The 26,035-nt window shown below is 71.0% G+C and carries 24 protein-coding genes; 14 read left to right on the top strand and 10 right to left on the bottom strand.

Features of this window, described 5'->3' with window-relative positions:
• The first annotated feature begins 95 nt into the window (after nucleotides 1-95).
• The 5 genes from meaB to ACIBP6_RS16305 all read left to right on the top strand — a co-directional run bounded on the left by meaB (nucleotide 96) and on the right by ACIBP6_RS16305 (nucleotide 6,152).
• Nucleotides 96-1,055, top strand: a complete 960-nt coding sequence (meaB, locus tag ACIBP6_RS16325; protein WP_397052845.1) for a methylmalonyl Co-A mutase-associated GTPase MeaB — start codon at nucleotides 96-98, stop codon at nucleotides 1,053-1,055.
• A gap of 216 nt (nucleotides 1,056-1,271) precedes the next feature.
• Nucleotides 1,272-3,458: a CehA/McbA family metallohydrolase gene (locus tag ACIBP6_RS16320; protein ID WP_397052843.1), complete on the top strand. Its 2,187-nt coding sequence runs from the start codon at nucleotides 1,272-1,274 to the stop codon at nucleotides 3,456-3,458.
• A 5-nt stretch (nucleotides 3,459-3,463) separates the two neighbouring features.
• Complete coding sequence (locus ACIBP6_RS16315) at nucleotides 3,464-4,405, top strand: acyltransferase domain-containing protein (RefSeq protein WP_397052841.1); 942 nt, start codon at nucleotides 3,464-3,466, stop codon at nucleotides 4,403-4,405.
• A gap of 47 nt (nucleotides 4,406-4,452) precedes the next feature.
• Nucleotides 4,453-5,073, top strand: coding sequence for a TetR/AcrR family transcriptional regulator (locus ACIBP6_RS16310; protein ID WP_397052840.1), 621 nt, complete (start codon nucleotides 4,453-4,455; stop codon nucleotides 5,071-5,073).
• On the top strand, nucleotides 5,070-6,152 hold the full coding sequence (locus ACIBP6_RS16305; RefSeq protein WP_397052838.1) for an acyltransferase family protein: 1,083 nt from the start codon (nucleotides 5,070-5,072) through the stop codon (nucleotides 6,150-6,152). Before ACIBP6_RS16310 ends, ACIBP6_RS16305 begins: the two co-directional genes overlap by 4 nt.
• Nucleotides 6,153-6,155: 3 nt before the next feature.
• Here ACIBP6_RS16305 and ACIBP6_RS16300 read toward each other — a convergent pair whose 3' ends face one another.
• Nucleotides 6,156-6,521 (bottom strand): acyl-CoA thioesterase, encoded by a 366-nt coding sequence (locus tag ACIBP6_RS16300; protein WP_397052836.1) that lies wholly within the window; start codon nucleotides 6,519-6,521, stop codon nucleotides 6,156-6,158.
• A gap of 8 nt (nucleotides 6,522-6,529) precedes the next feature.
• Nucleotides 6,530-8,287, bottom strand: a complete 1,758-nt coding sequence (locus ACIBP6_RS16295; protein ID WP_397052834.1) for an AMP-dependent synthetase/ligase — start codon at nucleotides 8,285-8,287, stop codon at nucleotides 6,530-6,532.
• Nucleotides 8,288-8,630: 343 nt separating this feature from the next.
• Here ACIBP6_RS16295 and ACIBP6_RS16290 point away from each other — a divergent pair, with 343 nt between their 5' ends.
• Together ACIBP6_RS16290 and ACIBP6_RS16285 are read left to right on the top strand one after the other, a co-directional pair.
• Nucleotides 8,631-10,235, top strand: coding sequence for an ABC-F family ATP-binding cassette domain-containing protein (locus ACIBP6_RS16290; protein ID WP_397052833.1), 1,605 nt, complete (start codon nucleotides 8,631-8,633; stop codon nucleotides 10,233-10,235).
• 26 nt (nucleotides 10,236-10,261) lie between these two features.
• Nucleotides 10,262-11,227: a hypothetical protein gene (locus ACIBP6_RS16285; protein ID WP_397052832.1), complete on the top strand. Its 966-nt coding sequence runs from the start codon at nucleotides 10,262-10,264 to the stop codon at nucleotides 11,225-11,227.
• Between the two features lie 68 nt (nucleotides 11,228-11,295).
• Here the strand turns inward: ACIBP6_RS16285 and ACIBP6_RS16280 are convergent, their stop codons facing one another.
• The 3 genes from ACIBP6_RS16280 to ACIBP6_RS16270 all read right to left on the bottom strand — a co-directional run bounded on the left by ACIBP6_RS16280 (nucleotide 11,296) and on the right by ACIBP6_RS16270 (nucleotide 13,672).
• Nucleotides 11,296-11,565, bottom strand: a complete 270-nt coding sequence (locus tag ACIBP6_RS16280; protein WP_397052831.1) for a TFIIB-type zinc ribbon-containing protein — start codon at nucleotides 11,563-11,565, stop codon at nucleotides 11,296-11,298.
• 58 nt (nucleotides 11,566-11,623) lie between these two features.
• Nucleotides 11,624-12,493: a phosphotransferase family protein gene (locus tag ACIBP6_RS16275; RefSeq protein WP_397052830.1), complete on the bottom strand. Its 870-nt coding sequence runs from the start codon at nucleotides 12,491-12,493 to the stop codon at nucleotides 11,624-11,626.
• A gap of 471 nt (nucleotides 12,494-12,964) precedes the next feature.
• Nucleotides 12,965-13,672: an SDR family oxidoreductase gene (locus tag ACIBP6_RS16270; RefSeq protein ID WP_397052829.1), complete on the bottom strand. Its 708-nt coding sequence runs from the start codon at nucleotides 13,670-13,672 to the stop codon at nucleotides 12,965-12,967.
• A 59-nt stretch (nucleotides 13,673-13,731) separates the two neighbouring features.
• Between ACIBP6_RS16270 and ACIBP6_RS16265 the strand changes: the two genes are divergently transcribed.
• Nucleotides 13,732-14,169, top strand: coding sequence for a MerR family transcriptional regulator (locus tag ACIBP6_RS16265; RefSeq protein WP_397052827.1), 438 nt, complete (start codon nucleotides 13,732-13,734; stop codon nucleotides 14,167-14,169).
• Between the two features lie 1,007 nt (nucleotides 14,170-15,176).
• Here the strand turns inward: ACIBP6_RS16265 and ACIBP6_RS16260 are convergent.
• The 3 genes from ACIBP6_RS16260 to ACIBP6_RS16250 form a co-directional block, all read right to left on the bottom strand.
• Nucleotides 15,177-15,527 carry a DUF1330 domain-containing protein gene (locus ACIBP6_RS16260; protein ID WP_397052825.1) on the bottom strand — a complete coding sequence of 117 codons (351 nt, stop codon included), beginning with the start codon at nucleotides 15,525-15,527 and terminating at the stop codon, nucleotides 15,177-15,179.
• A gap of 227 nt (nucleotides 15,528-15,754) precedes the next feature.
• Nucleotides 15,755-15,910, bottom strand: coding sequence for a hypothetical protein (locus ACIBP6_RS16255; protein ID WP_397052824.1), 156 nt, complete (start codon nucleotides 15,908-15,910; stop codon nucleotides 15,755-15,757).
• A complete protein-coding gene (locus ACIBP6_RS16250) occupies nucleotides 15,907-16,170 on the bottom strand; it encodes a hypothetical protein (protein ID WP_397052822.1) in 264 nt (87 codons plus the stop codon). The genes ACIBP6_RS16255 and ACIBP6_RS16250 overlap by 4 nt, the downstream gene beginning before the upstream one ends.
• A 1,004-nt stretch (nucleotides 16,171-17,174) precedes the next feature.
• Between ACIBP6_RS16250 and ACIBP6_RS16245 the strand changes: the two genes are divergently transcribed.
• Nucleotides 17,175-18,182 (top strand): RNA polymerase subunit sigma-70, encoded by a 1,008-nt coding sequence (locus tag ACIBP6_RS16245; protein ID WP_397052821.1) that lies wholly within the window; start codon nucleotides 17,175-17,177, stop codon nucleotides 18,180-18,182.
• A 273-nt stretch (nucleotides 18,183-18,455) separates the two neighbouring features.
• Here ACIBP6_RS16245 and ACIBP6_RS16240 read toward each other — a convergent pair whose 3' ends face one another.
• Together ACIBP6_RS16240 and ACIBP6_RS16235 are read right to left on the bottom strand one after the other, a co-directional pair.
• Complete coding sequence (locus tag ACIBP6_RS16240) at nucleotides 18,456-19,040, bottom strand: dihydrofolate reductase family protein (protein ID WP_397052819.1); 585 nt, start codon at nucleotides 19,038-19,040, stop codon at nucleotides 18,456-18,458.
• Between the two features lie 57 nt (nucleotides 19,041-19,097).
• On the bottom strand, nucleotides 19,098-19,424 hold the full coding sequence (locus ACIBP6_RS16235; RefSeq protein ID WP_397052817.1) for a DUF4158 domain-containing protein: 327 nt from the start codon (nucleotides 19,422-19,424) through the stop codon (nucleotides 19,098-19,100).
• 361 nt (nucleotides 19,425-19,785) lie between these two features.
• Between ACIBP6_RS16235 and ACIBP6_RS16230 the strand changes: the two genes are divergently transcribed.
• The 5 genes from ACIBP6_RS16230 (at nucleotide 19,786) to ACIBP6_RS16210 (ending at nucleotide 26,029) form a co-directional block, all read left to right on the top strand.
• On the top strand, nucleotides 19,786-20,673 hold the full coding sequence (locus tag ACIBP6_RS16230) for a TIGR03619 family F420-dependent LLM class oxidoreductase (protein WP_397052815.1): 888 nt from the start codon (nucleotides 19,786-19,788) through the stop codon (nucleotides 20,671-20,673).
• 220 nt (nucleotides 20,674-20,893) lie between these two features.
• Nucleotides 20,894-22,201: an extracellular solute-binding protein gene (locus tag ACIBP6_RS16225; protein ID WP_397052813.1), complete on the top strand. Its 1,308-nt coding sequence runs from the start codon at nucleotides 20,894-20,896 to the stop codon at nucleotides 22,199-22,201.
• 2 nt (nucleotides 22,202-22,203) lie between these two features.
• Nucleotides 22,204-23,133 (top strand): carbohydrate ABC transporter permease, encoded by a 930-nt coding sequence (locus ACIBP6_RS16220; RefSeq protein WP_397052812.1) that lies wholly within the window; start codon nucleotides 22,204-22,206, stop codon nucleotides 23,131-23,133.
• Nucleotides 23,130-23,969, top strand: a complete 840-nt coding sequence (locus ACIBP6_RS16215; protein ID WP_397052810.1) for a carbohydrate ABC transporter permease — start codon at nucleotides 23,130-23,132, stop codon at nucleotides 23,967-23,969. Before ACIBP6_RS16220 ends, ACIBP6_RS16215 begins: the two co-directional genes overlap by 4 nt.
• Entirely contained in the window at nucleotides 23,966-26,029 is a 2,064-nt protein-coding gene (locus ACIBP6_RS16210) for an alpha-galactosidase (RefSeq protein WP_397052808.1), read from the top strand. The genes ACIBP6_RS16215 and ACIBP6_RS16210 overlap by 4 nt, the downstream gene beginning before the upstream one ends.
• Nucleotides 26,030-26,035: the final 6 nt, after the last annotated feature.

The following is a 26,035-nucleotide window of genomic DNA, read 5'->3' as shown; positions in this document are numbered from 1 at the left end:
GTGACGGCTGAGATCCAGAACTCCAGCACCCTACTGGCAAATGTCAAGACTTGTCAGAAGTTAAGCTGATCAACACCGAAGAAAGGGGTGACAGGGTGCATGCGCTGGAGGACTACGCGCAGGGCGTGCGGGCCGGCTCGCGTACGTGGATCGCCCGCGCCATCACGCTGGTCGAGTCGACCCGGCACGACCACATGGCCCTGGCGCAGCGGCTGCTCGTCGAGCTCACCCCGCTGGCCGGCCGTGCCCGCAGGGTCGGCATCTCGGGCGTGCCCGGGGTCGGCAAGTCCACGTTCATCGACGCGCTCGGCACGCTGCTGACCGCGCGCGGCCACCAGGTGGCCGTGCTGGCCGTGGACCCGTCCTCCACCAGGACGGGCGGCAGCATCCTCGGCGACAAGACCCGCATGGCGCGGCTGTCGGCCGACCCGGCGGCGTTCATCCGGCCCTCGCCGACCTCCGGCACGCTCGGCGGCGTCACCAAGGCCACCCGGGAGGCCATGGTCGTGGTGGAGGCGGCCGGATTCGACACCGTGCTGGTCGAGACCGTGGGCGTGGGGCAGTCGGAGACCGCGGTGGCCGACATGGTCGACACGTTCCTGCTGCTCACCCTGGCCCGCACCGGCGACCAGCTGCAGGGCATCAAGAAGGGCGTGCTGGAGCTGGCCGACGTCATCGCGGTCAACAAGGCCGACGGCGAGTACGCGCTGCCGGCCAGGAAGGCCGCCCGCGAGCTGGCCGGCGCGCTGCGCATGCTGCGCTCCGACACGGCCCCGCCGCCCGTGCTCACCTGCAGCGGGCTGACGGGGGAGGGCCTGGAGGACGTCTGGCGGCACGTGCTGGCCCACCAGGACGCCCTCGACGTGGCCGCCAAGCGCCGCGCCCAGCAGGTCGGCTGGACGTGGACGCTGGTCCGCGACCGCCTGCTCGCCGAGCTGCGCCACGACCCCAGGGTCACGGAGATCGCCGAGACGGTGGAGCGGGAGGTCCTGGCGGGCGAGCTCACCCCCGCCCTCGCCGCCGACCGCATCCTGTCCGCCTTCAAGCGCCCCTGACACGTTCCGGCACCGTACCGGGGAAACACCCTCTGTGTACGAGGCGTTACGGTCTGTCTCGAATCGGGGTGCGCGATCCCGGGGACAGCATCGGAACCCTCGTGGTGCAGATACCTCTCCCACGGGTGGAACATCCCCACCCCCGCCCTCGGAGCCGCCCCAGGCGCCTGCGTGATCCATGTCACGATGGCGCGCAACCGAGTGGGGAGGGCACAGATGGGTGCGGAGTCGACGCTGCCCGCGAGGGTGGCGGGCGCGCTTGAGCAGTACGGCCGCCTCCTGGACGAGCACGGCATCACGTGGGGCGAGCCGGAGGTCCACTACGTGAAGTTCTTCGCCAGGCGCCGGGTGCTGCCGCCCTCGCTGCTCGACCGTTTCTGGGAGCTGGTGCTCAAGGCGGTCGCCGAACGCCACCCAGCCGAGCCGCCCGACCAGCTCGCCGCCCGCCTGGCCGAGCCGGACTACGACCGGGTGCTGCGCGACACCCTCGACGGCGAGCTGCCGGGCCATCTCGTCGCCGTGCGCGTCGGCCCCGGCGAGATCATCGTGGAGGGGGCGCCGCGCACGGTCCTGCTGCCGTCGTACACCGGTGAGGGCAACGGCGTGCCGCTCGTCGTGCCGCCGGGCGCGCAGCCCCGCGCGCCCGGCGCGTCCGTCACGTGGCGGCCCGCGCTCGCCCCCGCTGTCCGGCCGGCGGGCCGCGGCGAGGAGCGGTTCCCGCTGCTCGTCGACTCCCGCCGTGAGGAGCCCTGCCCGGTCAGCGTGGACGGCGAGCACCGGCTGCTCGACCCGTGCGGCGCCTGGCTGGTCGAGGTCGGCCAGGACAGCGTCGTCGTCGTGGACGGCTCCCCCGTCGGGCTGGACACCCTGGTGCGGCCCATCCCGTCGGCGCGGCTGCGCCTGGTGGCCGGGATGCCGTGCCGGTGGAGCGTGGTGGACGCCGACGGGGGCGGCTGGTTCCCGCCCGGCACGCCCGGCCGCCACGACTACCACGGCCGCCCGTACTTCCACGGCGACGACCTCGTCCTCGAGGTGCCGTGCGTGCCGCTGTCCGTCACGGCCGCGCGCGGCATGGAGTACGGCGAGGCCACGCTGGAGCTGCTGCCCGGCCCGGGCGCAGAGCACCGGGTGGAGCTCACCCCGCGGCGCCTGTACGACGCCGCCGCCCGCGGCTGGTACGGCGGCGACATGCACGCCCACCTCAACTGGGCGGGCGACGTGGTGGCCGCGCCCGCCGACGCGGCCGCCGCCCAGCACGGCGAGGACCTGCACGTGCTCAACCTGGTGGCCGGCAACGTCTCCGGCCGCCGCGTCTACGACCGCGAGGCCCTGGAGCACTGGTCGGACGAGGATCTGCCCTGGTCCGACGCGACCCACGTGGCCAGGATGGGCGTCGAGTACCGCAACGACCTGCTCGGCCACGTCTACGCGTTCGCGCCGCGCTCGGCCCCCGGCCGCTACCACACCGGGTTCGACGGCGACGCCGACTGGCCCCCCAACGCCGACGGGCTGCGCGAGCTGCGCGGCCTCGGCGCGCTCGTCGGCTACAGCCACCCGTTCTGCGCGCCGATCGGCGAGGGCGACCCGCCCGAGGGCGTCATGTCGCCCGCGCCGCGCAACTGCACCGCCCGCGAGCTGGTCGCCGACGCCGCGCTCGGCCTGGTGGACAGCCTCGACGTGCTCACACACGCGTCGATCCAGGCCACGGCGGCGGTGTACCGGCGGCTGATCGGCGCGGGCAACCGGCTGGCCGTCACGGCGGGCACCGACGCGACGATCTCGTTCACCCGCTCGCACGACCAGTCGAACCCGCCCGGCTGGGCCCGCGTCTACGCCCGCGTCGAGGGCGAGCTGACGGCCCGCTCGTTCGCCGCCGCCGTACGCGCGGGCCGGACGTTCGCCACCACCGGCCCGTGGCTGGAGCTGACGGTGAACGGCCACGGGCCCGGACACGTGATCGCCGCCCGCCCCGGTGACCGCCTCAGCGTCACCGCCACCGCTGTCGGGCCCGAGGTCGCCGCCGTGCGCATCCGCACCGCCGACGGTGTGCGCGCGGGGGCCGAGCGGCTGCCGGACGGCGAGCGGCGGCACGGCGACGACCGGCTCACCGTCTCCGCGGACCTGCAGGTGGACGGGCCCACCTACGTGATCGCCGAGGTCCTGTGCGACCCGCACCCGCGCACGCTGACCGCCACCGGCTACGCCCTGACCAGCCCCGTCCACGTGGACGTGGCCGGCCGCCGGGTGGCCAGGCCCGAGGACGTGCGCTGGTGCCTGGAATGGCTCGATCTGCTGGAGGAGCTGATCAGGCAGCACGCCCGGCTGGTGAGCCCCTACCAGTTCGGCGACCACGTCTCGCTGCTGCAGCAGGCGCGGGCGGTCTACCGGGCCCGGCTAGGCTGACCGGGATGGACGTCAAAGCCCTCCTGAGCGCCCACCCCGCCTGGCTCGACCACCTGGAGTCGGTCGACGGGCCCGACTTCGCGCTGCCCGCCGATCTCGCCACGGAGCTGCTGCGGCTCGCCGTGCCGCACGACGACGTGGGCGCCGTCGTGGCCGCCGCGCCGCAGCCCGGCACCGGCGCGTGGTGGCTGGCCGAGCGGTGCGTGCGCTCGCTGGTGTCCACGATGGGCGAGCTCAGCGGGCCGCCGTGGTTCCAGCCGCTGCCCGAGCTGGGGCCGTACTTCTACGTGTACGTCTTCCTCGCCGCGCTGCCGCACACCCGCGCCTACCACCGGCGGCTGGGCATCCCGGAGGAGGTGTCCTGGGCCACGTTCACCGACCTGGGGCGCAACATGACGGTGCACCGCAAGCGCCACGGCACCCCGGGCCTGCACGCCCCCGACTGGTTCATGCTGCACGCCCGCGGCCTGCTGTACGCCCTCGGCCGGCTGCAGTTCAACCGCGCCAGGCTCGGGCAGGTCGCGGCCGGCGCCATCCGGGAGGCCGGGCTGCCGCTCGGGCCCGGCTCGCCGGCGATCGACGTGCACGTGCCCGACTTTCTCGGCCCGCTCACGCCCGAGGCGTGCGAGGAGTCCTTCGCGCGGGCCCGGCGGTTCTTCCCCCGGCACTTCCCCGACGACAAGCCGCTGGTGATGACGTGCGGGTCGTGGTTGCTGAACGACGATCTCGCCCGCCGCCTGCCCGACGGCTCCAACATCGTCGCCTTCCAGCGCAGGTTCCGCCTGCTCCACCGCTTCGACGACAGCGAGATGCTGGCCTTCGTGTACGGCGCCGACGCCGCCGACCCGGCCGCCCTGCCCCGGCGCACCCGCCTCGAACGCGCCGTCGCCGACCACGTCGCCGCCGGCGGCACCTGCCACGGCCGCGTCGGCTGGCTGCCCTTCTGACCGTCCCGATGGTCGCGCGGATCGTCCGCATGGGCTAGATTTTGGCCATGCGGTCAGAAAATGAGGCAAGCGGCCAGAAGGAGCGGTCGTTCATCGAGGAGGCGCGGCGGGCGCAGATCGTGGCCTCCGCGATCGAGGTGATCGCGGAGATCGGGTTCGCGCAGGCGTCGCTGGCGCGGATCGCCCAGCACGCGGGCATCAGCAAGGGTGTCATCTCCTACCACTTCGCCGGCAAGGACGAGCTGATGGAGGAGGTCGTCGAGCGCACGTACGGCACGATCGCCGAGCACGTCGGCACCAGGATGGTCGGCCTCACCACGGCCACCGAGCTGTTGCGGACGCACATCGTCTCCGTCGCCGACCACATGCGCGGCCACCGCACCCAGCTCCTGGCCCTGGGCGAGATCTTCTACAACCTCAGGACCGCGGACGGGCAGCCGCGCTACGGCATCAACGCCAACGAGGAGATCTACCGCGCGCTGGAGGAGATCTACCGGCTGGGTCAGGAGAGCGGCGAGTTCAGGGACTTCGACCGGCGGGTGATGGCCGTCGCCCACTCCTCGGCCATCGACAGCATGTTCGCGTACTGGGCCGCCAACCCCGGTCACGACCTGGACGCGCACGCACGGCAACTGGCCGACCTCTTCGAAAGGGCATGCCGGAAATGACGACGCAGACGGGCACCAGGACCAGGCTCTACGCCATCGACAACCTGCGGATCGTGCTGACCGCGTTAGTGGTCGCGCATCACGCGGCGCTCACGTACGGCAACATCCCGCTCTGGTTCTACGTCGAGCCGGCCAAGGACCCCTCCGGGATCCTGCTCGACATCCTGGTGACGGTGAACCAGGCGTTCTTCATGGGCTTCTTCTTCCTCATCTCCGGCTTCTTCACCCCCGGCTCCCACGACCGCAAGGGCGGGCGCGCGTTCGTGCGCGACCGGCTGATCCGGCTCGGCATCCCGCTGCTCGCCTTCCTCCTGCTGCTCCGGCCGCTGGTCAACTTCGGCGGCTACCTCGCGCTGGACCTGCCGTACTGGCAGTACTACCTCGCCTCCTGGGACCCGGGGCCCATGTGGTTCGTCGAGGTGCTGATCGTCTTCGCCCTGGCGTACGCGGCCTGGCGGGCCCTGCTGCGTCCGGCTCAGGCGGAGCGGGCGCCCGCCCCGGTGCGGCCGCTCTGGATCGTCGCCTTCGTGCTCGGCCTCGCCGTCGTGACGTTCCTGTGGCGCTTCCCCGTGCCGACCGGCACCTACGTGCCGGTGCTCGGCCTGCCGTCGCCGCAGTTCCTGCCGCAGTACGTGAGCATGTTCGTGCTCGGGTGCGTCGCCCACCGGCGCGGGTGGTTCGAGACGCTGCCCGCGCGGGCGGGGCGGTTCGGGCTGGCCGCCGCGGGCGTGTCGAGCGCGGTGCTGTTGCCGGCGGCGCTCCTGACCACAGGGGCGACGTCCCAGGCGTTGATGGCGCTGTGGGAGTCCGCCTTCGCCGTCAGCATGATCCTCGGGATGACCGTGCTGTTCCGCGAGCGGCACAACCGGCAGGGGCCGCGCGGCAGATTCCTGTCGAACCACGCCTTCACCGTCTACCTCATCCACCCGCTCGTGCTGGTCGCCCTCGGCTGGGCGCTGCGCTGGCTGGAGGCCCCCGCGGTCGCCAAGTTCGCGGTGCTGCTGGCGCTCGCGCTGCCGGCGTGCTGGTCGGCGGCCTATCTGGTCCGCTCCCTCCCGTACGCCAAGCGGGTGCTGTGACCGTCACGTCAGCATCGCCGGGAGGGCGGCCGGGCGGCCGCCGCGCACGCACACGTACGTGATCGTGCCGACGGCCACCAGCTCGCCCTCGCCCCGCCGGATCGTGAACGTCATCGTGATCGACGTCGTGCCGATCCGCGCGGGGCCGCTCTCCACGGCCAGCACGTCGCCGAGCCGGGCGGGGGCGTGGTGCTCGCATCCGCTGGCCCGGATCACCAGGTCGGCGCCCTGCCGCCGGAGCCGCTCGTAGCCGCCCCGGGCGGCGAGCCAGTCGAGGAAGGCGTCCTCGAAGAACTCGTAGTAGCGGATGGCGTGCACCATGGCCTGCGCGTCGCAGTGCCGGGGCCGCACCGGCAGGCGGGAGATCACCTTCGGCGTCAGGCGTCGTAGAGGGAGTCGAGGACGCGGCCGTGGCGCTCCTCGACCGCCTTGCGCTTGATCTTGAGGCTGGCGGTCAGCTCGCCCGTCTCCACCGTGAAGTCCTCGGCCAGGATCGCGAACTTCTTGACCGTGGCGTAACTGGCGAGGTCGGCGTTGACCTGCTTGATCGCCTTCTCGACCTCCTCGCGCATGCGCGGGTGCTCGCGCAGCTCCGCCGGGTCGAGCGGCAGCCCCTCGGCCTGCGCCCACGGCTTGACCACGTCCATGTCCAGCGTCACCAGCGCCGTGACGTAGTTGCGCCGGTCGCCGTGGACGAACACGTGCGAGGCGTACGGGCAGGTGGCCTTGATGCGGCCCTCCAAGTACGTCGGCGCGACGTACTTGCCGCCCGAGGTCTTGATCAGCTCCTTCTTGCGGTCGGTGATGCGCAGCCGCCCGGCCTCGTCGAGCTCGCCGATGTCGCCGGTGTGCAGCCAGCCGTCGGCCAGCGCCTCGGCGGTCTCCTCCGGCAGCCCGTGGTAGCCGCGCATGATGCCGCGCCCGCCGATGAGGACCTCGCCGTCGTCGGCGATGCGGACCTCGGTGCCCGGGAACGGTAGCCCGACCGTGCCGAACTTCACCGAGTCGGGCCGGTTGAGGAAGCTGCCCGCCGACGACTCGGTCAGCCCGTACCCTTCGAGGATCGTCAGACCGGCGGCGTCGAAGAACTCGGCGATGTCCTGAGACAGCGGCGCGGCGCCAGAGATGAAGAAGCGGATCCGCCCGCCGAAGCGGGCGCGCAGCTTGCTGAACACCAGACGGTCGGCGATGGCGTACTCGACGCGGGTGGTGAGCGGGACGGCCGCGCCGTGCTGGCGGGCCCGGCTGACCCGGATGCCCGTCTTACGGGCCCAGGTGAAGATGCGCAGCTTGGGGCCGCCCTCGCGCCGCTGGGTCGCCACGACCGTGTTGTGGATCTTCTCGAAGATGCGCGGCGCGGCGGCCATGACCGTCGGCCGCACCACGCCGAGGTTGTCGGCGATCTTGTCGAGGCGGCCGTCGATCGCGGTCGGCACGCCCATGGCGATCATCACGACCTCCAGCAGCTTGCCGAACGAGTGGGACAGCGGCAGCCACAGGAAGTGCAGGTCGGACGGCCCGATCAGGCCGACCTCGCGTACGGCCTGCGCCGTGTAGAGCCAGTTGTCGTGGGTCAGCTCCACGCCCTTGGGCCGGCCGGTGGTGCCGGAGGTGTAGATGAGCGTGGCCAGGTCGTCCTGGGCGATGGCGTCCACCATCGCGTCGTAGTCGCCCTTGCCGCCCTTGACCGAGTCGAGGGTGACGACCCAGCCGTCGTCGCTGGGGGAGCCGTCGACGACCACCACGTGGGTGACGCCGGGCAGCTCGTCGCGCACCGACCTGAGCTTGGCCACCTGGCCGTCGTCCTCCGCGACGACGATCGTGCTGCCGGAGTCGTTGATGACGAACGCGCACTCGGCGGCCGTGTTGGACGGGTAGATGGTGGTCGTGGCCGCGCCGGTGGACAGCACCGCGAGGTCGGCCAGGATCCATTCGAGGCGGGTGGAGCAGAGGATGGACACGCGATTGCCCGGCCCGGAGCCGAGCTCTGACAGGCCCAGGGCCAGCTCGCGCACGCGCTCGCCCACCTCCCGCCATGACAGTGACGTCCAGTCGTCATCGGACGGCACGCGGTACGCCTCGGCGTCGGGGGTCGCCGCGATCCGGTCACGCAGCAGGGCGGGAATGCTCGACATGCCTTGACCTCCTGGGGGATGTTGGCCCCGACTCTAGGGTGTGAGCGGCGTCTCAGTCGATGGTCTGGGCGGACCGTCGCCGCACAGGTGCCTTGCCGGCCGTCGCGGGGGTCGCGTACGCTGTCATACGTCTTGCAGCCGAGCCCTGGGGGCAGTTGACGTGAGGATCTGAGGTCGCGGGCACCGCGCCGTTCCGCCCTGACGTGGGCATGCGCGCACACCTGGACCTCGGGCATGTCCTCGCTCCGAGCTCGGACGCCTCTCCGCGTTCCCCTGTGTCGCGTGCATCTGCGGTGTTCCCGCCAAGTCACGAAATTTCGGATTTTGTGATGGGAGCCGCCTCATGTTTCATTCCATCGTCGTCGATCACGTGTCCTTCTCCTGGCCGGACGGCACGAAGGCGCTCGACAAGCTCGACGCCGCCTTCCCCGCGGGTCGCACCGGGCTCATCGGGGTCAACGGATCGGGCAAATCAACCCTGTTGAAGATCATCGCCGGAGAGCTGACCCCGCGCTCGGGCTCCGTGTCCGTCTCGGGGGTGATCGGGTACCTGCCGCAGAACGTCCCGCTGGGCGCGAGCCGTACCGTGTCGGACCTGCTGGAGATCAGCGCGACGCGGGCGGCGCTGCACGCCATCGAGAGCGGTGACGTGGCCGAGGAGCACTTCGCCGCGGTCGGCGACGACTGGGACGTCGAGGAGCGCGCCCGGGCCGAGCTCGACCGGCTCGGCCTCGGCCACATCGGTCTCGACCGCACGGTCGGCACGCTGTCCGGCGGCGAGACCATCATGGTCGCGCTGGCCGCGCAGCTGCTGAAACGGCCCGACGTGCTGCTGCTCGACGAGCCCACCAACAACCTCGACCTGGACGCGCGCCGCCGGCTGTACGCCGCGGTCGGCGCCTGGCAGGGGGTGCTCCTGGTGGTCAGCCACGACCGCGCGCTGCTGGAGCTGGCGGACCAGATCGCCGAGCTGCGCGACGGCGCCGTCCGCGTGTACGGCGGCAACCTCACCGCGTACGAGGCGCAGGTCGAGGCCGAGCAGGAGGCCGCCGAGCGGGTGGTCCGCACCGCCGGTGGCGAGGTGCGCCGGCAGCAGCGCGAGCTCATCGAGGCCCGCACCAGGATCGAGCGCAGCGCGCGCCAGGGCAGGAAGGCCGCCGAGAACAAGAAGGTTTCCAAGATGGCCGCGGGCACGCTCAAGCGCAAGGCCCAGGTGAACGCCGGCAAGCAGCGGGCGCTGCACCAGGAGAAGCTGGAGGAGGCCCGCGAACGGCTGACCGAGGCGGAGCAGGCGGTGCGCGACGACGCGGAGATCCGCATCGACCTGCCGGGCACCGAGGTGCCGGGCGGCCGAACGGTCCTGACCCTGCCGCTGGAGCCCGGCGAGGTGCCGGCCGAGGAGCCGGGGCTGAAAGTGCTGGAGACGCTCGTCATCCGGGGCCCGGAACGCATCGCGCTGCTCGGCCCCAACGGGTCGGGCAAGACCACGCTGCTCAAGCGGATCGTCGAGCAGGGCGCGCACGTGCCCGTCCGCTACCTGCCGCAGCGGCTCGACCTGCTGGACGACCGGCTGAGCGTGGTCGACAACGTCCGCGCCCTCGCCCCGTCGGCGCCGGTGAACGAGGTCCGCGCCCGGCTGGCGCGCTTCCTGTTCCGCGGGGAGCGGGCCGACCAGGCCGCCGGCACGTTGTCGGGGGGCGAGCGGTTCCGCGCCACCCTGGCCGCGCTGCTGTCGGCCGAGCCGCCGCCGCAGCTGCTCCTGCTCGACGAGCCGACGAACAACCTCGACATGGCCAGCGTCCGGCAGCTCGCCCAGGCGCTGTCGGCGTACCGGGGCGCGCTCGTCGTGGCCGGCCACGACGTGCCGTTCCTGGAGAGCATCGGGATCACCCGCCGGCTGCTTCAGGACCGGCAGAAGGGACTGGCGGAATCGCCAATTGACGGTTAGGGATCAACCCGGCGATAGTGTGGCAGGTGGCTGGACCCCGGTTGATCTCCTCCGTTCTCGCTCTGGCGACGCTCACCGGCGTGGCCGCGTGCTCCTCGGCGGGCTCGTCGCCGGCCGGCGGCGAGCAGCGGATCTCCGGTGTCGCGGGCGGCGGAGGCGCCGCCCCCGACGCCAGTGCCGGGCCGGTCGCGCTGACGCCCGAGGCGTACAAGAGCGAGCTCGGCGACCTGCACGAGAAGATGGCCGGTGCGATCACCGGGCTGTCCCGCGCGCGCGGGCTGAAGGTCCTCGACCAGCGGATGTCCAGGGCCGAGGAGACGTTGAACGACGCCGTCGACACCCTGGACGCCGTCACCCCGCCCGCCGCCGTCCGCGCCCAGCACGAGGCGTACGTCGCCGGTCTGCGCGACTTCGCCGGCGAGCTGGGCGCCACGGCCGGCAAGGTCGGCGCGCGCGACCTGTGCACGTCCTCGGCCGTGCTCGCCGATCTGGGCGAGCAGCTCGGCGCGCTGGACGAGGCGGGCAAGGAGCTGGAGAGCGCCGGCGACTACCCGGCAGACATCGTCTCGGTCAAGGCCGCCGACCGGCAGACCAGGCGGCTGCGCAACGGCTCGTACATCAGCAAGGGCACGCTCAACGGCCGCGGCTCACTGGAGATCAACAACGGCGGCACCCGCGACGCCGTGGTGACCGTGGTGAGGGGCGGCGGCAAGGTGTTCAGCGTGTACGTGCGCAAGAAGGCGAAGTTCAAGGTCGCCGGCGTGCGCGACGGCAGCTACCGGATCTTCTTCACGCACGGCGTGGACTGGGACGGCAAGGCCAAGGCGTTCACCCGCGACTGCAGCTTCGAGAAGTTCGAGGAGTCGGTGTCGTTCAAGACGACCTACACCGCCACGCAGATCCGCTGGCACGACTGGCGGATCACGCTGCACGCGGTCGACGGCGGCAACGCCCGCACCTCGCCGGTCGACCCGGACGACTTCCCGTCCTGAACGGGGCACGCGGAAGGCCGCGCGCCCCGGAGGCCGCGCGCCCCGGAGGGCGCGCGGCCTCGTCGCGATCAGGTGGAGAAGAGCATGCCCACCCAGCTGCGCTGGCGGTGGTGGCCGTAGTGGCCGCCGTGGCCGCCGCCGTGGGGAGCGCCCCAGGCCGGGCCGCCGTGGACGGGAGGCGGAGGCGGGGGAGCGGCGTGGAACTGCGTCTCCATCCGCGCCAGCGTCTCCAGCTCGCCGTAGTCGAGGAAGATCCCACGACAGTTGTCACACTGCTCGATGTGGACGCCGTTGCGGTCGTAAGTCCGCATGTTCCCGCGGCACTTGGGGCACTGCATCGAAGTCGTTCTCCTTGGCTTTATGGTCTCTTGATGAAACCTACCGCGCGCAACCCCGTCATGCTTTGACGATTCTGTTGCACGCCTCGACCAACGAATGCTCGACCTCGTCGAGTTCCCGGCCCTCGCGCCCGGCATTGACGACGGCCACGGCGGCCAGCTGGACGGTGAGCGCCCTGGCGGGCACGTCGAGCCGCTGCCAGGGGTCGTCGCCCGCCCCGAGCGCGGGCCCGCCCGAGGCGAGATAGGCCCCGAGGAACCGCTCCCACACGGCCGGTTCGAGCAGGCCGGCGGCGTACCAGGCGGCGGGACGGGCCAGATCCCACGCCGGGTCGCCGACACCGAGGTCGTCGACGTCGATGAGCAGCCAGCGGTCGCGGTGGACGAGCTGGCCCAGATGCCAGTCGCCGTGCGTGAGCAGGCCAGGCAGCGGCGCCACCCGCCGCCGGGGCTCGGGAAGCTCCTTGAACGCCCGCCTGATGAGCTGCTCGACCGGGCCGTCGCCCGGCATGCGGCCGACCGCGCGGGCGGCCCGCGCCGGCCCTCCGGCGGGCGGCAGGGCGGGCAGCAGCGTGAGGGGGACGGCGTGCAGCCGGGCCAGTAACCGGGCGCCCTCCTCCCAGGGCGCGGCGCGGGGATCGTCGTCCTGCGAGATCGGCCGGCCGGCGGGCCAGACGGTGACCGCGCGCCCGCCCGCCGCGAGCACCTCGGGCTCCAGCGGCGCCAGCATCACACTGCTCACCGCGGCCGAGGCGGCGGCCCGCACCCTCGGGCGCAACGCCTCGGCGTCGTCGCGCGCCGAATGGGCCTTGACCACGACCTCACCCATGCGTAACACCACGACGTCGGTGCGGGTCGGATGGAAGACGGGCGTTCCCGTACCGCCATACGCCGCGGCGACACCCGTCAGCTCCTGCTCCAGACCCACTCGTACAGACTATTCGGCGGTATGGGCGGTTCACGCCGCCGGACGCGATCTCCGGATCGGGCCGAACCCCCGACCAGGCCTGCGGTAACGGCGCCCCGTCCAAGATCGGCATGAGCGGCGGCCGGTGGCGTCGCGGTCGCAGCGGCGGGCGGCGGCCGACGCGCGGCGTGCGGAGCAGGAGGCCCGGCGTCAGGCGCTGCTCGCGTCCGGCTGGGTGCCTGAGCCGCGCCCGGCCGAGGGCGACGACACCGCGGCGCCGGAGCCGGCTGTCCCCGCTGACGGCCGAAACGCCAACTACCGCGCGGAGACGTACTGGGATCCATGGTTCTTTCGAAGAGATTTCAGAAACTCTGCAGGTTTGTCGTCCTCGTCGTTCGTCTTGCAGGGGTGGCGAGGACGAGGAGACCGAGGCGGCCTGAGCCGTCCGGCCTTGCCCGGCGGCCTGCCGATGGGCCGAGCAGGATCAGCGCGTCAGGCCGTGAGGGCAGCCGCCGCTTCCCGGTAGATGACGCTCGGGTCCTCGGACAGCCACGCCTTCACCTGGCGGCTCCAGGTGTCGGCGAGTATCTCGGACCGATGCGCCTCAATGCCGTCCAGGGCGGCCGCGACGATCACCTCGGGGGCGCTCTTGTCGCCGTTGTACCAGGCCATCATGTCGGTGTCCGCAGCGCCCAAGTGCAGTCCCGTCACCAGAGTGCGCTGATGGGCCAGCTCCAGGCGGACGCTGTTGGTGAGCGCCCACTCGGCGGCCTTGGCCGCGTGGTAGGCGCCCGCGCCGTCGAAAGCGAGCCACGAGATCGCCGACAGCACGTTGAGGATCGCGCCGTCGGCCAGCTGGGGCGCGAAGGCGCGGATCACGTTGAGGGTGCCGTAGAAATGGGTGTCCATCTCGCGGCGGATCGTGTCCAGGTCCCCGGTGACCAGGTTCGCGCCGGTGGAGATGCCCGCGTTGTTTATGACGATCCTGACATCGGGTGCCGCTGCCGCGGCGGCGGCGATCGATGCCGGATCGGTGATGTCGAGGCGCAGCGGGACGACCCCGGGCACGTCGATGAGGTCCGGGCGGCGGGCGGTGGCGTACACCCTGCCCGCGCCGCGATCGAGAAGGGAAAGGACGAACTGCTGGCCCAGGCCGCGGTTGGCGCCGGTGACCAGCACGTGTGCTCCGTTGATCTGCATGCCGGATAGGCTAAAACCTGACGTTGACGTCAGAGGCAAGTCTTGTGATGGAGGTCACGATGCGTATCGGCGGGTTGGCGGCGCGGTCGGGCGTCAGCGTGCGGGCCTTGCGCTACTACGAGGAGCAGGGGCTGCTGGAGGCGAACAGGAGCGGCTCCGGGCAGCGCCACTACCCCGAATCGGCGGTCGACCGGGTTCAGCTGATCCAGATGCTCTACGCGGCCGGTTTGTCCAGCCGGACCATCGCCGAGCTGCTGCCCTACGTCGAGGCCAAGGTCAGCACTCCGGAGTCACGGGCCCGGCTGTTCGCCGAGCGCGATCGCATCGACGCCCAGATCGCCGGGTTGACCCGTACCCGTGACCGCCTCGACGCGGTCATCGCCTCGTCCGGAAGCCCAGACAGCGGCTGCACGTGGATCGCAGACCGGGACGTCGCCGCGCACGTGAGCCACTTCGCGACGCCGGGATCGCGACGGCCGGGTCGGGCTCTTTCCTAAGACGGCCCGCGGCTACGCCGATGACGGCCGCACTCTCCTTCTCGCCCGGACCCAAGACCCCGCGAGTCGCCACGAACCCAAGGGTCCATACGGCCCAGGAGAGCCGAGGACCCATGGGTTCATCCTTTTCTGAGCTCACGAGAACTACACGGGGAGCATGTCGTGGCACACCGGAGAAGATCAATTACCTGGCAGGTGATGGGCAACGGTCGAAGGACCGCTGCTGCAGCCGGCGCCGGGTCGGCGAAGGCGCGTTTTCTGATGGCGTGGCCATCCTCGGGAGGCCATCGGCAGCTGATGCGCCCTTTTTCAGGACCTGGGCGGGGAATCTTGGTCCTGGGTGCGGGCGGGTGGCCACGCCTGCTCAGGTCGCCGGATGCGACCGGGGCAGGCTTCTGGGGCGCCGGGTCGGGAAGGTCGTGCCGGCACATGTCCCACAGGTGCACGACTTGGCTGGTGGCGAGGGTGTCCGCATGGTGCTTGAACGCGTCCCACGGGACGAACACGTTGTGGTGCTGAAGGATGGGCGTTGCCGGGCTCGTACAAGTCGGCCAGCACGCCGGCTGACTCTGTCCAGCCCACCGACCACGGTGTGACGTCGTTGATCAGCATGGGGCAGTCGCGCAGCGCGAAGGGGACGCAGCTTTGAAAGACGGGCGGCGCGTTCGTGCTCTGATCCACTCGCGCGGCCGCCATGGGCGGTTCGTCGGCCCGGAGGGCACGTCAGTGCGGCAGGCCCCGACCAAGGTGGAGGGGGTCGCCGAGGAGCGCCTCCCGGATCAGCCGGGGACGTTACCGGCCGGGGGAGACGTCGCTGTCTGCGGAGTTCGGTGTGACCGCAAGGTGGTGCGAGCCGCGCTGGCGCTGGTGCGTGAGCGGGGTCTCGTCGAGACGGTGGCGCCGAAGGGGGTCTTCGTCCGGGAGTGCCAAGAGTGGTCCCTACCGTAAGTCGTTCGGGGGTCAGTGGCTGAGAGGTGGAGACAGCCATTGCCATCCCAGACGCTGACCTACGCGGGCAGGTTCGCCGCTTCCCGTATGGCGGTGACGGCCGCCGTCGGGACGTAGTTCTCGGGCACGCCGTCGACCATGATGATGTCGCCCTCGATGTGCCGCGAGCGCAGCGGCGCGATCTCCCGGTACGCGGGAGAATCCCACCACGCCCGCGCCTCGGCGATTTCTGGGAACCCGATCATCACGACAGATCCGGGCCAGTTGCCCTCCTTCACCTCGTGCTGGGTGGCGTGGATGAGGTAGCGGCCACCGTACGGCTCGAAGGTGGTGGGGAGCCGTTCGATGTACTCCGCGATCTCGGGGTGCGGGGCTGCATCCTGCAGGTGGGCGATGACGTAGGCCGGCATGGTGTCCTCCCGGTGAAGTCGTGTTCGGTGCGCTGCCGATCCTGACACGCTCTTCGTAGGCAGGGCCATTACCTGGCAGGTAGGTGATTTTCCATCGCAGGCCGACTTGCGGCATTCGGGTGAGCCGGTTCTCGATGATCGCCTGAAGGTGGTCGATGCCGTGGACGGGGGTCCCCGTAGTACTCGCCGAAAATCGGGCGGATATGGCTGACCAGCAAAGATCGGGTTTAGGTGCTGTCGCGGTCGCTGGTCATGCGGGCGGTGAGTTCGTCGGCGTTGGGTGCGTCCTCGCCGGCGTGGGTGAGTCGGGAATGGCGCGGGTCGTGCAGATTCCAGCCGTCGGTTGCGGCGCCGAGGTGGCGTTCGGCGGTGCGGTAGGTCATGCGTCGGCGGCGGCTGGCCGGGTCGACGTCACGTACGGGCGCGGTGCCGTGTCAGGGGCGATGCGCGCGGACCGGAAGATCGGCCCGCGGGTGCGGCGGCAGAGGAGCTGGCCGAGCATCCGGGCGGTGCGGAGGTCGTAGAGCAGCTCGTCGGTTTTGCCGCCTTTGCGGATGGTGCGTGCGCGGTGGTTGGCGCGGTCGAGGTCTTCGACGTTCAGGCGCGGGACTTCCTCGGCGCGGGCGGCGGTGGAGTAGAGCATCGCGCACAGCGTCCGGTCTTCCAGCGGGCGGCGTTCGTCGGCGATGAGCCGGTCGATCCGCTCGCGACTGCGGACGCGGGTGTCGTCCGGCCTGGGCTGGTGCTCTCGGTCCAGGCCGTGCAGTACCGCGGGCCGGGTCGCCGATCCAGCCTTGGTCGTGGAAGGAGGCCAGGGCGAAGGCGACGGCAGCCCGCTTGGCGTTGAACGTCGACGGCGCCGCGCCGCCCCACGCGCCGCGGATGTTGGTGTGCAGCCGGTCTCGGCCGACGCCGGCGAGCTCGCCGAGGTGCACGATCCCGGTGAACGCGATCGGCAGGGCCGAGGTGTAGGCGCGCACGGTCTCCGGCGAGGTGATTCGGCCGGACCGGCCGGGCCGGCCGTGTCGGCCGGCGAGGTGGCGCAGGAACGAGGCGGTCGGCACCCCTCCCGGCGTCTCCGCGTTGTCACGGTCGGGCACGGCGGTGAGGTGCCGGTCTGTCGCCGTCTGGCCCGCTTCCCTGGTTGTCAGGTAACACGCGTGAAAGGTGCACGGTGTTCCCGCAGCAGCCGATCCCGCCGTTGTCAGATAATGCGCCGTGATCTGGCAATCTCAGCAGATCGACAAAGACGAGGACGACCGGGACAGGCCTCACCTGAGCGGAGTTGTGCCGGCTAAGAGTGGTCCACCGCGCCACCGCCGGTCTGAACCGTCGGTTAGGCGTCCTGTCCGGCCTCGGCGAGGCCGCGCGGGTGACTGACCTCGCCGAGGCGGCGTATGGTTTGGCATCGCGGTCGGAGGCGCGCCGATGCGGCCCCTGAGTAGCAGACGCAGGAAAACACCGCTCAGCCGTGCCGGCCCCACCTCGACATCGAGGGTGTGCCCGGCCCGGAGCACGTCCCCTGGATCGACCCCGACCCATCCGGCCTGGCGAACGGCTCGGTGTCAGCGGCTTCACCGATCAGAAATCCTCCGCCACGTCGTCAGTTCTGTTAGCCCTCTCGCACCGGTGGAAGGATTGATGACCATGACCGACGCCAGACTGCTGGGCGCCGACGAGGCCACGTTCATCGCGGCGGTCCGCTCAGGCGACACAGCGCAGTTCGCACTCATCACGGAGCGCCACCGGCGTGAGCTGCAGGTGCACTGCTACCGGATGCTCGCGAACTACGAGGACGCGCAGGACATGACGCAGGAGACGTTCCTGCGAGCGTGGAACAAGCGGGAGTCGTTCAAGGGCCACGCGGCCCTGCGGACCTGGCTGTACCGGATCGCGACGAACGCCTGCCTCGACTTCCTGGAGAAGCGCAACGACCGCACACCCGTACCGTCCGAGCTGCCGGATCCCGGCTCCGAGATGCTGTACCTGCAGCCGTATCCCGACTGGATGCTCCCCGAGGACCCGCAGGAATCGGTGGTGGCGCGGGAAACGATCGAGCTGGCGTTCATCGTCGCCGTCCAGCACCTGCCGCCGCGGCAGCGGGCGGCGTTCATCCTGCGCGACGTCCTCGGCTGGCCGGCGTCGAAAGCCGCCGACGCCCTCGAGCTGACCGTCGCATCGGTGACCAGCGCACTGCAGCGGGCCCGTGTGACGATGCGCGAGCAGCTGCCCGACCGCCGCCTCGACTGGCGGAGCCCCGCCACCCACGAGCTGTCGGATGACGAGCGCAGCGTGGTGAAGTCGTATATCGACGCCCACGAGCGCAACGATCTCGACGGGCTGATGGCCCTGCTGCGCGACGACCTGCGCTTCACGATGCTGCCCGAGCCGGGCACCTTGGTCGTCACGGCCAAGGACGCGGTGGACGGCTGGATCTCCAGTGGGCTCTTCCAGCGCGGCTACGACGACTGGCGCTGTATCACCACGACGGTCAACCGCATGCCTGCCGCCGTGCTGTACCTCCGCACCCCCGACGACCCGGAATATCGTCTGTTCAACATCGCGGTCCTGCACATCGTCGACGGGAAGATCGCCGAGCTCACCGGATTCGACGTCACCGACAAACCGTGGCTGAGCCTGCCCACGACGCTGTGATCGGACAAGTCCTCATCGTCGACGAGTTCCAGCGCACGGGCCGGCGTCACCGAAGTCACCGCGGAATGAGCACCCCGAACAGCTGAACACCACCGCCCCGCCGGCGTTGCCGGCGGGGCATGTCCGATGAACATCGTCACGATCAACGACGTCGTCGTCCTCGTCTTCGCGAGTCGGTGGGCAGGGAAAGGGCCCCCTCATCGCCGAGGGTCACGATGAGCACGCAAGGAAGGATTTCGACCTGGCCTTACGAGCCGGGCATCTGGCCCGTGCTCATCGCCTCGTCTCGTATCGGGTCAGCACCACGCCGCCGGGAAATGTCCGCGTCTCGACCAGTTTCAGGTTCGCCCAGTTGTCCAGGGCTGTGAAGAACGGCGTGCCGCCGCCCACCAGGACCGGATGGGTGACGATCGCGTACTCGTCAATCAGCCCGGCCCGCATGGCCGCCGCGGCGAGCGTCGCGCCGGCGATGTCCATCGGGCCGCCGTTCTCGGCCCTGAGCCGGGCGATCTCGGCGACCGCGTCGCCGGTGACCAGGCGGGTGTTCCAGTCGACCTTGTCGATCGTCGATGAGAACACCACCTTCGGCATGTCCCGCCAGAGGCGCGCGAACCCGATCTCCGCCGGGGTCGCGTTGGGCTGCTGGTCGCCGGTCGGCCAGTGGGCGCTCATCGCCTCCCACAGCTTGCGCCCGTACAGCGACAGTTCGCTCGCGCGCATCTGGTCGTACCACCACTGGAACAGCTCGGCGCTCGACGATGAGTCCGGTCCCTCCCCTCCACTCCAGCCGATGTCGTCGCCGGTCGCGGCGATGTAACCGTCCAGGGTCACGTTCATGGCGAAGATCAGTTTCCGCATCGTGCCGGCCTTCCGTGAGTCGATCTCACACGTACTGACGGGCGCGGCGCGGAAACCTCATCGGTACGCGATCTGCGTCCGCGGGTAGTCCCGCCGCCCGTACGAGCGCAGCCGGGCCGGGGCGACGCCGAGCTGCTCGGCCGGCCTGGCCACCGCCACCGGCGGGGCCGAAAGCACCTTGTCCGGCACGAACCCCAGCCACGGCAACGTGCACAAGGCCACGGCCAAGCCGAGCCGGTCCGCCGGACCACGGCCCCGACCGGGATCGACGAACGCGACATCCGCCGGAGTCAGGGTGAAGAACCTCGCCAGCTCGTCCCTGCCCATCTCCGGGAACCCCCGCAGGCGCTCCAGCTCCTCGTCCGCGAACACCTGCGTCGCCAAGAAAGACCTCCCGCCAGGCCCACACATTCCCAGCTCGGAAGCCTGCCCAGCCATATCCGCGCGATTTTCGGCGACTACTACGGTGACCCCTGGACAGCGAGGTTGCCCAGGGTGGTGACATCGACTGCCTCTCGCGTCCGCACAGCACTCTGCTGTGCCGAGGTGTGGCGGGAGGCTCGCGAGCTGGCGTTCACTCCTGAGCAGGCGCGGTCCCTGCTGGCACGGCGTCCCTACGATCTGCGGCACGCAGCCGTGTCGCTGTGGCTCAACGCGGGCGTGGCCGGTGGGCGACTGGTCTCGTTCTTCCTCGCACGTCACAGGCCCATTTCTGGGACGAACTCGCGTCGGTCAGACTGGGGGCATGAGAGTCGGTTTCGCCGTTCCGCAGTCAGGGCCCTGGGCCACCCCCGAGAACATGCGCCGCATCGCCGTGCGGGCCGAGGAGCTCGGCTACGACGCGCTCTGGACGTTCCAGCGGCTGGTGTACCCGGTCGGGCACCTCATGGGGCCCACCTACCGCGCCGTCCACGACCCGCTGATCACGCTGGCCCACGTGTCGGCCGTGACGAGCCGGATCGAGCTGGGCGTGGCGGTGATCAACGCCTACGTCCAGCCGATCGTGCTGGCCAAGCAGCTGGCCACGCTGCAGACCGTCTCGGGTGGCAGGGTCAGCGCGGGGATCGGCCTGGGCTGGCTGCCGGAGGAGTTCGAGGCGACCGGCGTCGAGATGACGCGGCGCGGGCGCAGGGGAGAGGAGTTCGTCGAGCTGCTGCGCAAGGCGTGGGCCGACGACGTGGTGGAGCACTCCGGCGAGTTCTACCGGGTGCCCGCCTCCCACATCGACCCCAAGCCGGTGCCGGCGCCGCCGCGCGTCCTGCTGGGCGGCACCGCCGAGGTCGCGTTGCGCCGCGCCGCGCGGCTGGCCGACGGCTGGGTCAGCTCCAGCCGGGAGGACCTGTCGGCGATCGCCGGGCGGGTGCGGCTGATCAAGGCGGAGCTGGCCGGGGCGGGGCGGGACGCGGAGGCGTTCCGGTTCGTCTGCCGCGGCGTCACCCAGGTGCGGGAGGCCGACGAGGACCGGCCGCTGACCGGCACGTACGACAAGATCAGGAACGACGTGGCGGCGCTGGCCGAGCAGGGCGTCACCGACGTCTTCCACGACCTGAACTTCGACCGCGAGATCCCGTCGTCCGATGCCGGCGAGGCGATGCGCCGCGCCGAGGAGGCTCTGGAGGCGCTGGCCCCGTAGCAGTCCGACGGGCGGCGCGCCGGTGTGCTGACCTGCGCGGCCGGCTGTTTGGAGCGTTCCCGTGACCTTCGTGACATCGCGCACGACAGAGTACGTCGTCTTGTGCGGAAGCTCAATATTCATTTCTTATGAATTAATATTGACCCTCGCCGGGTCGGCGTGCCAAGGTCTGTGATCGCGGCCGGATCCTCACTCCCAGCGGCCGCCCACGGAGGTCACTGTGAGTCAACTTCACGCGAGCCGACGCGATGTGAGCCGGCGCGGCTTTCTCGCCGGCTTCGGCGCGCTCGGCATCGCTTCCACCTTGGGCGCATGCGCGACCAGCACTCCGGCGCGGCCCGCCGGGGGCGGCGGTCAGTCCAGCACGGCACTGGTCCTGAAGTCCCGCGAGAGCAGCGACAACGGCCGCAAGGGCATGCAGGCGCTGCTGGACGAGTTCGCCAAGCAGCATCCGCAGTACAAGAGCACTCTCAACACGATGGAGGCGGCGGCGTTCCAGCAGCAGATCCGCGCCGACCTCACCCTGTCCACCCCACCCGACGTGCTCACGTGGTTCGCCGGTGAGATCGCGAGCGACTTCGCGCAGCAGAGCCTGCTGCTCGACGTCACCTCGGTCTACCCCGCCCAGGGCTACAGCGAGCAGTTCGCCAAGCTGTCCACCGACGCGACGGGCAAGAAGATCTTCATCCCGACCGTCTACTACTGGTGGGGCGTCTTCTACCGGAAGTCCTATTTCGACAAGTGGGGCGTCGCCGAGCCGAAGACCTGGGACGAGTTCGTCGCGCTGTGCAAGACGCTGCAGGGCAAGGGGGTCAGCCCGATCGCGCTGCCGCTGGCCGATGCGGCGTGGCTGACCGCGTCCTGGTTCGACTACCTCAACCTGCGCATCAACGGGGCCGGCTTCCACCGGGCGCTGCTCGCCGGCGACGAGGCCTACACCGACGCGCGGGTGACGAAGGTGCTGGACACCTGGAAGGAGGTGCTGCCGTACCTCGACCCCGCGAGCAAGGGCCTGGCCTCCACGGAGGGCTACGCGAAGTGGCAGCAGGGCAAGGACGCGATGTTCCTGTGCGGTCCCTTCCTCGCCGACGCGATGCCCGCGGACGTCAAGGACGACATCAGCTTCTTCCAGTTCCCCATCGTCGACCCGGCGGTGCCGGTCGTCGAGGAGGCGCCGCTGGACGGCTTCATCGCCAGCGCCCACACCGCCAACCCGGAGGGGGCCAAGGCGTTCCTCGGGTTCGTCGCGACCCCCGCGGCCCAGGAGCTCTACCTGAAGATCTCCGGCAACGCGCTCCTCCCGGCCAACTCCGACGCCAAGTCGCCGGTCAGCACGCCGCTGCTGGAGAAGGGCCGGGCGATGGTGGCCGGGGCGGCCGACGTGACGCAGTTCTTCAACCGCGACACCAACGACGACCAGCTCAACGCGCTCACCACGGCGCTGGTGCGGTTCATCGACGAGCCGGACAAGGGCGCCGACATCCAGAAGCAGTGGCAGAGCGACTCGGCGAAGGCCCGCGGTAACTGACCATGGCGTCCGTTGCCAAGTCCTACCGGCCCGCCGCCAAGCCGTACCGGCGCACCTGGCACGGGTCCCGCGACGCACTCGTGCTGCTCGCCTTCGTGCTCGTCCCGTTCGCGCTCGAGATGTTCTGGACCTTCTGGCCGGCGCTCAACAGCCTCTACATCTCGCTGACCCAGTGGGACGGGATCTCGCCGCCGACGTTCATCGGCCTGGACAACTACGCCCGGATGTGGTCGGACGCCACGTTCCTGCTGGCGCTGCGCAACACCGTCCTGTGGCTGGTGCTGTTCGGCGGGCTGTCGGTGCTGGGCGGGTTCGGCCTCGCGGTGCTGCTCGACAAGCCGCGCCCAGGCGTCGGGATCTACCGGGCGATCTTCTTCCTGCCGGTGGTCTTCTCGATGGTCGTCACCGCGCTCGTGTGGCGGATGATCTACCAGCCGGAGGGCGTGGTCAACGGCCTGCTCTCCGCCGTCGGGCTCGCCGACCAGGCGCGCATCTGGCTCGGCGACAGCGACACCGTGCTGTACGCCCTGATCGTGCCGGCGCTCTGGCGGCAGATCGGCTACATCATGGTGCTGTTCCTGGCAGGGTTGAAGACCGTCGATCCGCTGCTGCACGAGGCGGCCAGGACGGACGGGGCGAACGCCTTCCAGCGGTTCCGGCACATCACCCTGCCGCAGCTGCGGCCGATCACCACGGTCGTGCTCGCGGTCACCGTGATCGACGCGCTGCGCTCGTTCGACATCGTCTGGGCGCTCACCAAGGGCGGGCCGTACCACTCGTCGGAGCTGCTGAGCACCTACCAGTTCTCCACCGGTGTGCTCGGCTCGCAGCTCGGGTACGGCTCCGCGCTCGCCGTGGTGATCTTCATCCTCACCGTCGGGACGATCATCGTGTACCTGGTCCGCAGCCTTGGCGAGGAGGAGACCGCATGACGGCGGTGCAGTCCCGGAACCCCCGGCTGCGAACGTGGCTGTTCCACGGCGGCATGCCCGTGCTGGCGGTGCTGTGGTTGATCCCGCTCGCGCTGGTCGTGCTCACGTCGCTGCGCACCTTCGACGACCTGGCCGCTTCCGGGCTCGCCAGCGTCCCGGACGGGCTGACCGCCGAGCCGTACCGGCAGGCGCTGGCGTCGGGTCAGTGGCGGTCGATCATGAACAGCCTGCTCATCACCGTGCCCGTCGTCCTGGTGACGCTGGTGCTCGCCTCGATGGCGGCGTACGGGCTGGCGCGGCACCGCATCCCGTTCCGGCGGACGATGCTGCTGCTGATGCTGGCGGGCAACCTGCTGCCGGCGCAACTGCTGCTCATCCCGGTGCTGAAACTCACCGAGCAGTTCGGGCTGTTCGACTCCCTCATCGGCATGATCGTCGTGCAGACCGCGGTGGGGCTCGGCTTCTACACGTTCGTGCTGCACGGGTTCATGCGCGGCATCCCGCAGGAGCTGACGCACGCGGCGAGGATCGACGGCGCCACGACGTTCGGGGTGTACCTGCGCATCGTCCTGCCGCTGACCAAGCCGGCGCTCGCGGCTCTGGGCTCGCTCTGCTTCACCTGGACGTTCAACGACCTGGTGTGGTCGATCACGCTGCTGCGCAGCGAGGACAAGCTCCCGGTCACCCCGGCCATCCTCGGCATGCAGGGCGAGTTCGTCTCCTCGTGGAACGTCATCGCGGCGGCGACCGTGATCGCCGCGATCCCCACGGTGATCGTCTTCCTGCGCTTCCAGCGTTACTTCATCTCCGGCCTGCTGATCGGATCGTCCCGATGACGCGATGGGCACTTCGCACCGCCACCACCTCCTACCAGGTACGACTCGCGCTCGACGGCGCCTGGGCGGAGCTCGCGTACTGGGGGCCGGCCGTCGAGGAGACGCTCGTGCCGGGGCCGCTGGAGTACGCCGGGCCCACCCCCTACTCCACCGCGGCCGACGTCGCCGCCTGCGAGTACGCGCCCTTCGGGGTGCGGCACTTCGCCCAGCTCGACCTGATCGCCGAGCGCGAGGGCGGCGTCAGAGGCACGCTCTGGCGGTACAGCGGCGACGATCTGGCCGACAAGGACGGCACGACCGAGCTGCGGCTGCGCTTCGCCGACGCGTCGCAGCGGCTCACGGCCACCCTGTGCTACCGCGTCAGCCGCGATCACGACGTGGTCGAGCGCTGGGCCGAGATCACGAACGAGGCGGACACCCCGCTCCGGCTGGAGCGGTCGCGATCGGCCGCGTTCACCATGCCCACCCCGGGCGGGGCGCGGCTGCACTACCTGCACGGACGCTGGGCGCAGGAGTTCCAGACCGGTCAGGTCGAGCTCCGGCACGGCCGGTTCACGCTGGAGAACCGGCTCGGTGTGACCGGGCTGGCGCACTCGCCGTGGCTCGCCGTACAGCCGCTGGACGAACCGGACGGTCCCACCTGGAGCACGGCCCTGGCGTGGAGCGGATCGTGGGCCATCGACGCCGACGCGGACTCCGCCGAGGGCGTCACCCGGGTGAGCCTCGGCCGGCTGCCGGTGGAGTCGGCCATCGAGCTGGCGCCCGGCGAGACCTTCACCTCCCCGCCGGCCTGCGGGCTGTACAGCCCGGACGGCCTGGCGGGCGCGGCGCGGGCGTGGCACGCCTACCAGCGGCGGCTGCGCCGGGACGTGAGGCTGCCCGTCGTCTACAACTCCTGGTTCGCCACCGAGTTCCGGGTGCGCGCGGAGGAGCAGATCGAGCTGGCGCGCAAGGCCGCCGCCATCGGGGTGGAGACGTTCGTGGTGGACGACGGCTGGTTCGTCGGCCGCGACGACGACCGGGGCGGCCTCGGCGACTGGGAGCCGGACCCGGTGAAGTTCCCCGGCGGGTTCGACCGTTTCGTCGCCCAGGTACGGGAGCTCGGCCTCGGTTTCGGCCTGTGGGTCGAGCCCGAGGGGGTGAGCCCGCGCTCGCGCCTCTACGCCGAGCATCCCGACTGGGTCTACCAGGTGCCCGGCCGGCCGATGACGACGATCCGCAACCAGTACGTGCTCAACCTCGGCCGCGCCGACGCGGCGGCCTGGGCGCACGCCGCTCTCGACCGCCTGCTGTCCCGGTACGACATCTCCTACCTCAAGTGGGACATGAACCGCCCGATGACCGAGCGCGGCGCCGGCGCCGACCTCGACGGACGGCACGTCGCGAACTACTACGCCATCCTGGAGGCGCTCCGGCGCGACCACCCCGGCGTGGTCGTCGAAGGGTGCGCCGCCGGCGGCGGCCGGGCCGACCTCGCCACGGTGGCCCGCTGCGACGTGCTCTGGCCGAGCGACAACACCGGGCCGCTCGACCGGCTCGTCGTCCAGCACGGTTTCCTCCAGGCGTTCGCGCCGCACCTGATGAGCTCGTGGGTCACCGACGACCCGGGGTTCTTCGCCACCAGCCCGCGCAGCCGGGACTTCCGGTACGTGACCGCGATGGCGGGCGTGCTCGGCATAGGCGCCGACATCTCGGCCTGGGACCAGGAGCGGCTCGACGAGGCGGCCCGCTGGATCGGCCTCTACCGGTCCGTCCGGGACGTCGTCCAGCTCGGCGAGGTGCACCGGCACGGGGATCCGCGCGGGCCGTTCTACGCCGTCGAGTACACCCGCGACGACACCGTCGTGCTGCTGTCCTGGCGCACCGGTCACGCTCGCGGGTCCGCCACGCACGTGAGCCGCCCGCCCCGGGTCCGGCCGCGCGGCGTCGACCCGGCCGCGCGCTATCGGCGCCGGGACGACGACAGCCGGCACAGCGGGGCCGCGCTGGCCGCCGCGGGGCTGGCGCCGCTGCCTGACGACACGACCGACGCCTCGGTCGTGATCCTGGATCGGGTGTAGGCCGTC

Source organism: Nonomuraea terrae (genome assembly GCF_044465245.1).
GTDB classification, from domain to species: domain Bacteria; phylum Actinomycetota; class Actinomycetes; order Streptosporangiales; family Streptosporangiaceae; genus Nonomuraea; species Nonomuraea terrae.
Note: the sequence above shows the minus strand (reverse complement) of the source record. Positions and strands in the feature narration are given on the sequence as shown.